Annotated in this window: 12 protein-coding genes; 2 read left to right on the forward strand and 10 right to left on the reverse strand. The window is 68.7% G+C overall.

Going from position 1 to position 12824, the window contains the following annotated elements:
• The 3 genes from ON27_RS15025 to arc form a co-directional block, all read right to left on the reverse strand.
• Positions 1-1524 carry an ArnT family glycosyltransferase gene (locus ON27_RS15025; protein WP_043726466.1) on the reverse strand — a complete coding sequence of 508 codons (1524 nt, stop codon included), beginning with the start codon at positions 1522-1524 and terminating at the stop codon, positions 1-3.
• Positions 1517-2152: a TetR/AcrR family transcriptional regulator gene (locus ON27_RS15030; protein ID WP_043726467.1), complete on the reverse strand. Its 636-nt coding sequence runs from the start codon at positions 2150-2152 to the stop codon at positions 1517-1519. The genes ON27_RS15025 and ON27_RS15030 overlap by 8 nt, the downstream gene beginning before the upstream one ends.
• 112 nt (positions 2153-2264) lie before the next feature.
• Positions 2265-4025 carry a proteasome ATPase gene (gene arc / locus ON27_RS15035; RefSeq protein ID WP_043726468.1) on the reverse strand — a complete coding sequence of 587 codons (1761 nt, stop codon included), beginning with the start codon at positions 4023-4025 and terminating at the stop codon, positions 2265-2267.
• Positions 4026-4205: 180 nt separating this feature from the next.
• On the opposite strand from arc, the gene ON27_RS15040 reads away from it, so the two are divergent.
• On the forward strand, positions 4206-4721 hold the full coding sequence (locus ON27_RS15040) for a WKL family lipoprotein (RefSeq protein WP_051046606.1): 516 nt from the start codon (positions 4206-4208) through the stop codon (positions 4719-4721).
• Positions 4722-4771: 50 nt separating this feature from the next.
• On the opposite strand, the gene ON27_RS15045 is transcribed toward ON27_RS15040, so the two are convergent.
• Entirely contained in the window at positions 4772-5605 is an 834-nt protein-coding gene (locus ON27_RS15045) for a tRNA (adenine-N1)-methyltransferase (RefSeq protein ID WP_043726471.1), read from the reverse strand.
• A 75-nt stretch (positions 5606-5680) separates the two neighbouring features.
• Between ON27_RS15045 and ON27_RS15050 the strand changes: the two genes are divergently transcribed.
• Positions 5681-6589 (forward strand): RecB family exonuclease, encoded by a 909-nt coding sequence (locus ON27_RS15050; protein WP_051046607.1) that lies wholly within the window; start codon positions 5681-5683, stop codon positions 6587-6589.
• 542 nt (positions 6590-7131) lie between these two features.
• Here ON27_RS15050 and hisG read toward each other — a convergent pair.
• From hisG to ON27_RS15080, 6 genes are all read right to left on the reverse strand, one after another.
• Entirely contained in the window at positions 7132-7983 is an 852-nt protein-coding gene (hisG, locus tag ON27_RS15055; protein ID WP_043726473.1) for an ATP phosphoribosyltransferase, read from the reverse strand.
• 44 nt (positions 7984-8027) lie between these two features.
• The gene (locus ON27_RS15060; protein ID WP_174186546.1) at positions 8028-8309 is read right to left on the reverse strand and encodes a phosphoribosyl-ATP diphosphatase; all 282 of its coding nucleotides are present in this window, start codon (positions 8307-8309) and stop codon (positions 8028-8030) included.
• Between the two features lie 99 nt (positions 8310-8408).
• The gene (locus ON27_RS15065) at positions 8409-10235 is read right to left on the reverse strand and encodes a choline/carnitine O-acyltransferase (protein ID WP_043726478.1); all 1827 of its coding nucleotides are present in this window, start codon (positions 10233-10235) and stop codon (positions 8409-8411) included.
• Positions 10232-11068 carry a class I SAM-dependent methyltransferase gene (locus ON27_RS15070; RefSeq protein WP_174377845.1) on the reverse strand — a complete coding sequence of 279 codons (837 nt, stop codon included), beginning with the start codon at positions 11066-11068 and terminating at the stop codon, positions 10232-10234. Before ON27_RS15070 ends, ON27_RS15065 begins: the two co-directional genes overlap by 4 nt.
• 44 nt (positions 11069-11112) lie before the next feature.
• Positions 11113-11976, reverse strand: a complete 864-nt coding sequence (locus ON27_RS15075) for a HalD/BesD family halogenase (protein ID WP_043726540.1) — start codon at positions 11974-11976, stop codon at positions 11113-11115.
• A gap of 160 nt (positions 11977-12136) precedes the next feature.
• Positions 12137-12808, reverse strand: a complete 672-nt coding sequence (locus tag ON27_RS15080; protein ID WP_043726483.1) for an HAD-IA family hydrolase — start codon at positions 12806-12808, stop codon at positions 12137-12139.
• Positions 12809-12824 lie beyond the last annotated feature (16 nt).

Here is a 12824-nt window from a genome sequence, read left to right on the forward strand (position 1 = left end):
TCAGTTCAGCCGCAGCATGCCCGGCCAGGCCTGTGACCAGGGCGCGCGAGGTTGCGCGCAGCGCCAGATGGTGACGTCGCGGGTGACGCCGGGGAATCCGAGCCGGGCGTCGACGCGGCCGATCGCGGCGACATCGGCGCAGCGTGCGCGCACATCGGCTTCGCTACCGCCCACCCACAGCACCGTGGTGGCCGTGTCCGGCGGGGTGCCGAAGTAGCCGAAACCGCGATTCGGGCTGTACACGGCGGGCAAGCCGTAGGTCGCGCGATCGAGATCCAGCGCGCTCGCCTGCCAATAGGAATCGGTGATCACCACGGCCGACGCTTGCTGCGGCGGCGGCAGCTCACGGTAGGCGGCCGTCGTGGCGGCCGCGAGTTCCGGCCAACCGAAGCGCCCGTACACCGCGATCGCCAAGCCCGCCTCGGCCTGGGTGTCGACCGATTCGATGTCCGCCTCCGGACGCAGCGGCAGCGAGAACACCAGCAGTACGGCGGACAGCGCCAGCACCGGCACGGTGATCAGCACGCGCGAGCGCCGCGGCCGCTCCGCCCAGCGCACCGCGCCCGCCGCGATCAGCACCGCATAGCAGCCCGCGGCGTAGTAGGGGCGGCCGTTGGTCGCGACGAACACGACGACGAGCACCAGCGGCAGTAGTCCGAGAAACCGGTAGGGCCGCCAATTCTCCGCCCGCAACAACGTCCAGGCCCCGTAGACCAGCAATATGCCGCCGAGCAACCCGGCGCTGGCGAGAGCCAGCGGCAGCCAGGTAACGCGACCGCCGATGGTGGCCTGCTCCGCGGCGACCACACCACCCAGACGCAACTGCGGCCAGCCGTGCGCCGCCTGCCACACCAGGCTGGGGGCGGTGGTGACCGCGACGATCGCGGCGCCCCACCACAGGGCAGGGCGGCGCAGCAGCTCACGTGGCCCGTAGATCGCCACCCCGATCGCGAGCGCCACCCAGAAGAACGGGATCAACCACTTGACCTGCATATCCGCAGCGGTGACCAGACCGGAGGCCAGCAGCAGGCCGTCGTGGCGCGTGCGGACCCAGCGGACCACCAGCCAGCTCACCACCACCCACAGCGCCGTGTCGATCGTGTTGGTGGCCAGTATGCCGCCCTGCACCAACAGGAACGGCGAGGTGGCGTAGGCGGCAGCGGTCAGCACCTGGGCCACTCGGCCGCCGCCGAACTCCCTGGCGATCTGCGAGGCCACCACCACGGCCGCCACGGTGACCAGCACGGCCGGAAGACGCAGCGCCACCAGTGAATCCGGGGCCAGCAGATCCATCGTCCGCGCCAGTGCCGGCAGCAGCGGCCCTTGGTCGGCGTAACTGACCGCGAGCCTGCGCCCCGCGGCGACGAAATACAGCTCGTCGCCGAAGAATCCGTAACGTCCGATCGAGACCAGCAGCGCCAGCGCGCCCAGCGCCGCCACCGTGCCCACACCGCCGAGGGCGAACGGCGGCAGCGGGTCGCCGGAGCTCGCTTGCCTGCGTGCGGCATCGGCTACTTCAGTCATCCCCGCCCGCCTTCCGCGTCGCCGTGTCGAACACTCCGCACAGATGCGCCGCGTAGGCGTTCATCGCGAAATCCGGCTCCCGTACTGCGCGTGCGGCAGCACCGTCGATGGCGCCCCGGATCGACTTGGCCATCAGCAGCGCGTCGAATTCGCCGAATTCCCCGGTGCGCTGCCCTCCGGCCAGGATGTCGACCAACGGCGCGATGATGTCGCGTTCCCCTTCGGCGGAGGCGAATTTCGGCTTACCCTCCGCGTCGCGCAGGTTCGTCACGACTTCCACCAGCGCGGCCACGTACGTGGTATTCGCTTCGATGAACCCCAGATTCGATTCGAGGTAGGCCAGCAGGCTTTCCCGTGCGCCGACTGCCGCGCCCACCCGGGGCGCGATGTACTCTGCGGCTGAGACGTACAGCTGCACCACCAGCTGCGTCATCAAATCGTCTTTGCCCTCGAAGTGGTAGGAGATGACGCCTTTGGAGATCCCCGCGTGTTCGGCGATCCGCGCCAGCGAGGCGTTGGCGTACCCGAGTTCGGCGATCACCTCCACCGCCGCGGCGATGATCTGGCGCCGACGCGCCTCCTCGATGAACGATCTCCGTTGACCGACCGTCTCAATTTCTGGCCGCATGGTCAAATTTTAGCACGCGTGGACGAAACCCCCGCTCGAGCGGCACCGCGACGCTCCTCGAACGACAAAGGCCGCGCCTCCCAGGAGGCGCGGCCTTCGTGTTCCGGTGGACCTACAGGTACTGACCGGTGTTCGACTCGGTGTCGATGGCGCGGCTGGCGCTGGCGTTCTTGCCGGTGACCAGCGTGCGGATGTAGACGATCCGCTCGCCCTTCTTACCCGAGATGCGGGCCCAGTCGTCCGGATTCGTGGTGTTGGGCAGGTCCTCGTTCTCAGAGAACTCGTCCACGATCGAATCGTAGAGATGCTGGATGCGCAGGCCGGGGCTGCCGGTGTCGAGCACCGCCTTGATTGCGTACTTCTTGGAGCGGTCCACGATGTTCTGGATCATGGCGCCGGAGTTGAAGTCCTTGAAGTACAGGACCTCTTTGTCGCCGTTGGCGTAGGTGACCTCCAAGAAGCGGTTGTCCTCGCTCTCGGCGTACATCCGGTCGACGACCCGCTCGATCATGGCGTTGATGCACAGGTTCTTGTCGCCGCCGAACTCCGCAAGATCGTCGTCGTGCAACGGCAGGTGCTCGGTGAGGTACTTCGAGAAGATGTCCTGCGCCGACTCCGCGTCCGGACGCTCGATCTTGATCTTCACGTCCAGACGGCCCGGCCGCAGGATCGCCGGGTCGATCATGTCCTCCCGGTTGGAGGCGCCGATCACGATGACGTTCTCCAAGCCCTCGACGCCGTCGATCTCCGACAGCAACTGCGGCACCACCGTGGTCTCCACGTCCGAGGAGACGCCCGAACCGCGAGTGCGGAAGATCGAGTCCATCTCATCGAAGAACACGATCACCGGCGTGCCCTCGGAGGCCTTCTCGCGGGCGCGCTGGAAGATGATCCGGATGTGGCGCTCGGTCTCGCCCACGAACTTGTTCAGCAGCTCGGGGCCCTTGATGTTCAGGAAGTACGACTTGGCTTCCTTGGCGTCCTCACCGCGCGCCTCGGCGATCTTCTTGGCCAGCGAGTTGGCCACCGCCTTGGCGATGAGCGTCTTACCGCAGCCGGGGGGACCGTAGAGCAGCACACCCTTCGGCGGACGCAGCGCGTACTCGCGGAAGAGATCCTTGTGCAGGAACGGCAGCTCCACGGCGTCGCGGATCTGCTCGATCTGCCTGCCGAGACCACCGATGTCGCTGTAGTCGACATCGGGCACCTCTTCCAGCACGAGGTCCTCCACCTCGGCCTTGGGAATGCGCTCGAAGGCGAAACCGGCCTTTGTGTCCACCAAGAGCGAGTCGCCCGGCCGCAGCTTGCGGATGGGGGAATCGGGATCGTCCAGGTCGTCCATCTCGGCGACCTTGGCCAGCGGACCGGCCAGCCACACCACGCGCTCCTCGTCGGCATGGCCGACGACCAGGGCGCGGCGTCCGTCGTCGAGGATCTCCCGGAGGGTGCCGATCTCGCCGACCGCGTCGTAGTGCCCGGCCTCGACGACCGTGAGCGCCTCGTTGAGGCGGACGGTCTGACCGTACTCGAGCGTCGAGGTCTCGATGTTCGGCGAACACGTCAACCGCATCTTGCGACCCGAAGTGAACACGTCGACCGTCTGATCGTCGTACACACCGATCAGAATGCCGTATCCGCTCGGCGGCTGACCCAGCCGATCGACCTCCTCGCGCAGCGCGACCAGTTGCTGGCGCGCTTCCTTGAGGGTGTCCATCAGCTTCGTGTTGCGAATGGTCAGCGAATCGATGCGGGCTTCCAATTCCCGTGTGCGATCTGGCGAGTCGGCGAGTTGCCTTCGGAGTGCAGCCGCCTCGGCGCGTACCGCCTCGAGCTCTCTCCAGGCCGCCGAATCCGAATTCTCGATGGGGCTCATGTGCTGCTCCTCCCAGTCCCGGTCTATCAACGCTACCGGGCGCGACCCGTTCTCGCTTTCCGACATGGTTTCTTCGTGATCACATCTTGGGCCGCGACCGGCGGCCGAGCGTCCATGTTAGCCTGCCCTAACCCGACCCTGGCGAGCCCGCTCGCCGACCGAGCCGAAAGGTTGCCGACCATGCTCCTTCCCGCCAGAACCCTGCGCGTTTCCTTCGCCACCGCCGCGGCGGCGCTGGCCTTGTCCGGCGCGTTGGCGGCGTGCGGCTCCGACGACGACTCCACCAGCGCGGCGACCTCGGCCACCACCAGCTCCGCCGCCTCGGATACCCACGGTCACGGCGACCATGCGGCCGGCGCGCCGAGCGCCGAGACCTTGCAGGCGGTGCTGGTGAAGCTCGCCGATCCGAAGGTACCCACCGCGGAGAAGTCCAAGCTGATCGTCAACGGTGACAAGCGCACCGCGAACATCGACCAGATGAACGCGGGCCTGCAGGGCTACACGCTCACCTTCACCGTCGCCGACGTCACCACCCAGGGCAACACCGCGAACGCCCAGGTGGCCATCACCTCCTCGCACGGCACGGCGCCCGCCATGCCGCTGACCTGGGAGAAGGCCGACAGTTCCTGGAAGTTGTCGGACGCCAGCGGCTGCCTGCTGCTCGGTCTCGCCCAGGCGCCCTGCGTGCCCGTCTGAGTCCGGCGCACCGCTCGCCGAGAGTTCCCGCGCCATCGCCCCGGCCGCACTCAGCCCTTCGAGGGCCTGCGCTGCGGCTTGGGCGTGACGGTGCCCTCGGCGAGCCTGCGGGCGCTGACCAGGAAGGCGGTGTGACCCTGCATGCGATGCTCCGGACGCACAGCCAGGCCGACCACGTGCCACGGCCGCACCAGCGACTCCCAGGAGCGCGGCTCGGTCCAGCACTCCTGCTCGCGCAGCGCTTCGACCACCTTGGACAGCTGGGTGACGGTGGCCACATAGACGATCAGCACGCCGCCCGGCACGAGCGCCTTGGACACCGCGGGCAGCGCGTCCCACGGGGCGAGCATGTCCAGCACCGCGCGGTCGACCGGCTCGGCGGCGTAGTCGGCCACATCACCGACGGTCAGCGACCAGTTGGCCGGTCTTTCGCCGAAGAACGTCTCCACGTTGCGGACCGCGTGCTCGGCGTGATCGGCGCGGATCTCGTAGGACACCACCTGCCCCTGCGGCCCCACCGCGCGCAGCAGCGAGCAGGTGAGCGCACCGGACCCCGCGCCCGCTTCGAGCACGCGCGCGCCGGGGAACATGTCGCCTTCGTGCACGATCTGCGCGGCGTCCTTCGGGTAGATCACCGCGGCGCCGCGCGGCATGGACAGCACGTAGTCGATCAGCAGCGGACGCAACGCGAGATACGGCGTGCCGTTGGTGGAGTGCACCACGCTGCCCTCGTCCGCGCCGATCAGGCTGTCGTGCTTGATCCCGCCGCGATGGGTGTGGAACTCCTTGCCCGGCTCCAAGACCACCGTGTACAGGCGCCCTTTGGCATCGGTCAGCTGCACCCGGTCACCGAGGGTGAATGGCCCGGTCCGTCTGGCCGTCATGAATCTCCGTTCCGCTGGTTGGAATCCGTGCTGTCGGGCACCGGCGTGTCGGTGCCGCGGGATAGCCTGCCAGGTATGTGCTCGCCCGTGTCCACGCCCCCTGCCGACGACGCGCGGACGTCCGAGCCCGAGGCGACGCCGAGCCGCGCCCGGCCCGCGCTGTCGCCCTCCCGGGCAATGGATTTCAAGCAGTGTCCGCTGAAATACCGGTTCCGGGCGATCGATCGAATCCCCGAGCAGCCCTCGGTGCACGCGGTGCGCGGCACGGTGGTGCACGCGGTGCTGGAGGACCTCTACGGGCTGCCCGCGGCCGAGCGGGTGCCCGAGCGCGCGGAGGCGCTGGCGCCGTCGGCTTGGGCGCGGGTGCGTGCCGAGCGGCCCGAGGTCGCCGAACTGATCACCGACGAGCGGCTCGACGCGTTCCTCGGCGAGGTGCGCGCACTGGTGCGGCGCTACTACCGGCTGGAGGATCCGACCCGGTTCGAACCGGAGTCGCGCGAGGCGCGGGTGGAGGTCGAACTGGCCGACGGCGCACTGCTGCGCGGCTTCGTCGACCGCATCGACGTCGCGCCCACGGGCGCCCTGCGCGTCGTGGACTACAAGACCGGTCGCGCGCCGGGGCCGACGCAGGAGACCAAGGCGCTGTTCCAGCTGAAGTTCTACGCGCTGGTGGTGCTGCGCACCCGAGGTCTCGTACCCGCCCAGCTACGGCTGCTCTACCTGGCCGAGGAGCAGATTCTCACCTACGCCCCCGACGAGCAGGAGTTGCTGCGCTTCGAGCGCACCCTCTCGGCGCTGTGGACGGCCATCCAGGAGGCGGGCCGCACCGGCGAGTTCCAGCCCAACCCAGGCTGGCTGTGCTCGTACTGCGATTACAAGCCGCTGTGCCCGGCCTTCGGCGGCACGCCGCCCCCTTACCCCGGCTGGCCGGTCGGCGGGGCGGAGTCCCCGGAGGAGATCCTGGCCGAAGCGGTGTCCGACTGATCGAACGCCGGGCGCTCACCACTGCGCCCCCGCGCCGTATGCCGAGTAGGACGATCAGCGCACCGTGGTCGCGCGGACGATCCGCGGACCGTGGTCGCGCGACGATCCGCCGTTCCGTGCCTCCGGCCACGCGAAGCCGAGTTCAGCCGTCCGACGACGGTATTCTCTCGTGGCCGATGGACGCGCTGTGCCTCGGCACGGTCCAGCCATGCCTCAGACGGTGAAAACGTGGAACAGCAACACCGAAGGTCCTAACACCACAACGAGATTCACCACGGCCGCGGATCCGAACACCACGACCGGCCGCCAGTCGGGAATCACGCTGAGCGGAATCAGCGCGAGCAGGATCAGCCCGGCGATCGCCGCCAGCCAGTCCTCGTTCCAGGTGAATGTGCTGCCCGACTGCTACTCGGGTGGCGACTGTGACACGGGGGCTCCTTGCGTTTCCTCATCGAGAGACCGCACGGTAGCGACACCCGGTCACAGTGCACACCGATTGCGCTCAGCCTGAGCGAATCAGGCGAAGCGGGCGATTCGGGCGTTCAGAATGCGCGGCAGGAGCGGATGTCGGTGGCCAGGATCGCTTTCGCGCCCAGATCGGCCAGCTGGTCCATCAGCTCGTTGCTCTGCTTGCGTGGAACGAGCGCACGCACGGCCACCCAGCCGGTGTCGGCCAGCGGCGCCACGGTGGGCGACTCCAGCCCGGGGGTGATGACGAAAGCCCGGTCGAGCAGGTCCTTGGGGCAGTCGTAGTCCAGCATGACGTACTGCTGGGCGAAGACCACGCCTTGGATCCGGGCGACGAGCTGGTTGCGCGCCCGATCGCCCTGGTCGGCGTCCTTGCGCTCGACGAGCACGCCCTCGGAGTCGCACAGCGATTCACCGAACGCCACCAGATTGTGCTGACGCAGCGTGCGCCCCGAGCCGACGACGTCGGCGATCGCGTCGGCGACGCCGAGCTGGATGGAGATCTCCACCGCGCCGTCCAGGCGGATCACCTCGGCCTCGATGCCGCGGCGGCGCAGATCGTTGCGCACCAGGTTCGGGTAGGAGGTGGCGATGCGCTTGTCGTGGAGGTCCTCGACCTTCCACTCCCGCCCGGCCGGGGCGGCATAGCGGAAGGTGGAGCGGCCGAAACCGAGGGCGAGACGTTCCTGGACCGGCGCGCCGGAATCCAGCGCGAGATCACGCCCGGTGATCCCCAGGTCGAGTTCGCCGGAACCGACGTAGATCGCGATGTCCTTGGGCCGCAGGAAGAAGAACTCCACCTGGTTGGCCGGATCCAGCACGGTCAGGTCACGCGAATCGGTGCGCTTGCGGTAACCGGCTTCCGAGAGGATCGAAACCGCGGATTCGGACAGGGCGCCTTTGTTGGGGACTGCGACGCGCAGCATGGGAGAGAGTCCTTTCGAGAGGAGAGAAGGGTGTCGGACGGCCGTCACAGATGTCGGTACACGTCCTCGAGCTTCAGCCCACGACCCACCATCAGCACCTGCACCCAATACAGCAGCTGGGAGATCTCCTCGGCGAGCGACTCGTCGCTCTCGTGTTCGGCGGCCAGCCACACCTCGCCCGCCTCCTCGAGCACCTTCTTACCCTGGGTGTGCACGCCCGCGTCCAGCGCGGCAACGGTTCCGGACCCCTCGGGGCGGTTGACCGCACGATCCTGCAGCTCGGCGAACAGGGTTTCGAAGTTCTTCACGATGAGCCATTGTTTCAGACCCCGATGCGGGTCTGTCGCTCCGGCCCACGAAGGCTGGGAACGGCCACCGCCCGGCTCCCCGCCCTGGGCAGGGCGGAAGAACCGGGCGGTACGGGCCTAGTTTCCGGCGGGGTCCCCGGCGAGCAACGCCTGCAGGTCGGCGACCGCCGTGCGGAGGTGGTCGGCGAAGGCGTGCATCTGGTCGGCCACCGGCTTCGGCGTGGCGAGGTAGAGGTTCCAGCGGTCCGGCAGCAGGACGTAGGCGATGCCGATGCACCGGGAGCTGGTGGAACCGAAACCGAAGTAGCGGATGTTCACCGACGGCGCCGAGCTGGTGCTCAGGTAGTCGTCGCGCATGATCGTCCAGCCGGGGCTGTCGTAGAGCGGGATCGGGTCGGTGACGCCCAGTTCCGCACCGCGACGGCGCTGGATCCACTGCAACTCCCACAGGTGCTGCTCGGGCGCGGCGCCGGACTGGCACTGCTTGGCTCGTTCCACGTGCGCGGCCGCCGCCGTACGCGCCGCGGCGAGCTTCGCCGCGGCGCCCGCGTCCGGGTCCTGCATCGTGTCCACGAAAGCGATCATCTCCGGGGTGACCACTCGCATGGCCTCGGTGCGGCCGTTGCGGTATTGCCTGGTCGCGATCGATTCGTAAGTGGCGCCGGTGAGCCCCTTGCTGCGCCGGTGGGCCAGCTGGTAGCTCAACTGCGCGAAGGCGTCCGGCGAGATGCCCAGCTGCTTGGCCTTGGTGGTGCCGAAGTCCGGGAAGGATACCGTCTGGGTCGCGTTCTCCGCGGCGTACCGGGCGAAGTCGGCCCCCGCCGCGGCGATGTCGCTGCGCTGCGCCGCGTCCAGCACGAACTCGATGGGCTCGACCACGGGCAGCCCCTGCGCCTGCGCGCCGGAACGGCCGGCGTGTTCGGGCGCCGAAGTCTCCAGCAGAGTGTCCACGAACGACAGGATGGTGGTGCCGTCGAGCCCGCAGTGCTCCACGTTGATGCCCGCCTGCCCGTCGGCGAAGACGATGAACGACACCGACTTGTCGAACCACCGGTTCGCGCTGTCGCCGTGCAGCAGCTGATCGCAGGCGTGCAGTTCGTCACGCGGAGCGAAGTCCTCCAGGCAGACGGCGAACAGCGCGGTCTCGATCGCGTCCAGCGCCGCCACGTTCGCCGGCTCGGCCAGCAGCCGCTGCCTGCTGACCGCCCATTCCGCGCGGGCCTTGGTGGTGAGATGGCCGACGGCGGAGTCGGTGCGGGACGGGCGGGTACCCGCCTTCAGCACCGCGCGCAGCCCGTCGGCGAGATCCTCCGGCGAGTGCGGCGCCCCGTCCGGGCCGAGGACGTCCATCCGGAACGTGCTGCCGCGGAAGAACACGACGATGTGCCGTGCCTGCGAGTGGCCCGGCCATTCCGCGCTGTAGGGCACGCGCACGGTGTCCTGCTCCACGCCCGGGATCCTGGTCTCGGAGAACAGGTACTTGTTCTGCCACATCGACAACTTCTGCCCGCGCTGGGTCACCGCCGGGACGGCCTCCTGGTCGAGGGCCAGCTTGTAGTCGACGGCGGCGGAGATGAGGCCCGCCGCGCGGTCCACCTGAGTGGCGGCGGTGGAGGCCGCCAGGGGCGTGTCGTCCCGGAACAGGAAGAAGAAATTCGCGTTCAGGGCGATGCGGTCCCGCCTGCCCAGGTATCGCGACGGCCAGAACAGGTCCAGCCAGCTGCCCACACCGGGCGTCGCGTCGTATTCCGCGAGCGCCGCGTGCAGCGTTCGGCCCGGCCCGTCGGGGCGCAGCAGGTCCTCGACCGCAGCCTCGGTGGCGGCGAGTTCGTCGGCGGTCAGCAGCGGCCGGCACCACTGCAGGAATCGGCCACAGCTGTCCTCCAGCGTCGGCAGGGGCACCCGGGGTAGGTGGTCGTCGGCGGCGAAGGTGCGTTCGGTCAATGCTTGTCCTCGGTGTCGGCGTGATGTTTCGGCAACGGCCTGGATACGTACAGGTTGGCATACAGCCACCCTTGGTCTTCCCGGCCGGTGGTGTCGATCCCGTTGGCGGACAGGGTGTTCAGCACCTGCGCCTGCTCGGCCGCTGAGGCGAACCTGCGCTGCTCGTACAACCCCGGCGCCTGCTCGGTCCGGTAGCCGAGCGCGGCGAGTTCCGCCTCGATCGGTGCGAAGTCGAACATGCGCAATACGAAGTGTGCCATCCACGGCCGCCTGCGCGGGTGCGCGGTGGCCACGCGAGTCAAGGTCTTCTCGGTGACGTAGCCGATGCAGCCGGTGGAGACGACCAGATCGGCGGTCGCCAGCAGGGCGCGCTGCTCGTCGTTCGGTTCGCCGGACTCCAGGTCGGCGTGCACCACGTCGTGCAGGAGCCCGGCCTCGCGCGCGTAGTCGAGGGCGGGGCGGGCGGCATCCATGCCGAGGAAGCGGACGTCCTCGGCCGCGGACCGCGCCGCCACGCGGGCCCGGTCGCGCCGGATCAGACCGGCTCGATCGAGGTCGGCGACGGCGTAGTGCTCGGACAGTTCGCCGATGGTGGTGTCGAAACGCAGCAGCGCGGCGTTCACGCCGTAGGAGCAGCCGATGTCGAGAACGGTCGGCACGGCCACTCGGGCGGAGGCGCGGAATTCCCGAATCTGCTGTTGGAACAACGGTTTGGCCAGTTCCGGAATGCGGTAGTCCAGATCGGACATGCGCGCGTAGTACGCGCGCGGATCGGGGCGGTCGTAGATATCGTCGAAAGACGCTTTCCCGGTCGTGTGTAACGGCACTGGCACTGTCGGTCCTCTCGGGTCGAGCGCGGTCAGTCGAGCCGTTCGGCTCAGTCGAGCAGTCGATCGCCCCGGACAGCGTCGGCCGCGGCGGCTAGATGGTCGGGGAGCACGCGGCCGAACAGCTGCCGGGTGCGTTCCACCGTGCCGACCATCCCGGGACGATCGGTGTAGGCGAAGATGGCCGAATGGCGCTGACGTGCACCGGCGACGGGTGAGACGCGGTGCAACGAGAAGCGACCCTGGAACAGCTGCAGGTCACCCGGGCGCAATTCGAGCCGCTGGACGAAACGCTCGCCGGTGCCGGTCAGCACGGAGCGGACGTCCTCGAGGTGTTCCGCCTGGGGTGTGCGGATGTTGGGGCAGTACTCGAAGACGCCACCGTCCTCGGCGGGCTGGGTCAGCATGGAGACGGTGAATTCGTTGGTGTCGAAATGCCAGGGATGGGACATGCCCGGCGCGACGACGTTGAGGCAGAGTCCGGCGAGGGGGTCGGCGAACTCGTGCAGTTCGGACAGACCGAAGCAGTCCGCGACGAACCGCTGGAACAGCTCGTCGGTGTAGAGACGGTGGATCAGCGCGTCGGCGGGGATGCGGTCGCGGGGCACGAAGGCGTTACCCCGCTCCAGCACGATCCGGCCGGGATGGTCCTCCGGCAGTTCGGCGTCGAGCGGAATGTTGTAGGCGTTGACCTGCTCGACCTCGTAATGGGCGTGCGGGGCCATCGACTCCCCCTGCCAGCGCAACGTCTCGGTCAGCTCCGGGCGGATGAACCCGCGCAGCACGGTGCAACCGGTGTCTGCCAGTTCCGCACGCGCGCGCCGAACCGCCTCCCGCAGCGTCGGCCCGTCCGGATCCGCCAGCGGATACCGTGCGGAATCTACGATTTCGTCGAGTACGCCCACCGCTGCCATGGCGTCATTTTGGTGGAGCACTCGCCGACACGCCCGGGATTCGGCGAGATTGCCGGTGATCACGGTCACACCTACTATCTGCGCGCACTCTCGTTGCGGGACAGTAACTCTCGGTGTACGGGAGTCGGGAGTGTCGCGCGCCGGCGCACCCGCGACCGGATCAACCGCGCACGCGCACAGCGTGTTCGAGGTCCGCGACGGTGAGCCCGATCAGCGATTCCCGGAACACCCGGCCCGGTGCAGACGGAACCGGGATCTCGCACGGGACCACCACGAGCGCGCAGCCCGCCGCCTGCGCCGCACGGGCCCCGGTGGGCGAGTCCTCCACGGCGACACAGAGTTCCGGATCGAGCCCGAGCAGCTCGGCGGCCCGCAGGTAGACGTGCGGCTCCGGCTTGCCGTGCGCCACCTCGTCGCCGCAGACCGAGACGTCGAAGAAGTCACGACCGAGGGTGTCGAGCCCGAACTCCGTGAGCGACCGCTTGGTATTGGTGACGAGCGCGCTGGACAGACCGGCGGCGCGAACCATGGCCAGCGCGTCCTTCGCACCCGGCCGCCACGGGATCGGGCCCGTCATCAGCTCGGTCACCCGCCGTTCCAGGAACTGCCCCGCCGCCCGCAGCGAATCCGGTGTCGGCTCGATGCCCAAGCCGGTGAACATGATTCGCAGGGCGTTCGGACCCGACGCCCCGATCAGCGCGTGCCGGATCTCGTCGGTCATCTCGTGTCCGTGCTCGCGTGCCAGTTCGCGCACCGCGACGTCCCAGAGTTTCTCCGAGTCCAGCAGCGTGCCGTCCATGTCCCAGAGCACTCCGGCCAGTCGTGCTGTCACGTTCGGTACGTCTCCC

This window comes from Nocardia asiatica NBRC 100129 (assembly GCF_000308415.1).
Taxonomy (GTDB): Bacteria; Actinomycetota; Actinomycetes; order Mycobacteriales; family Mycobacteriaceae; genus Nocardia; species Nocardia asiatica.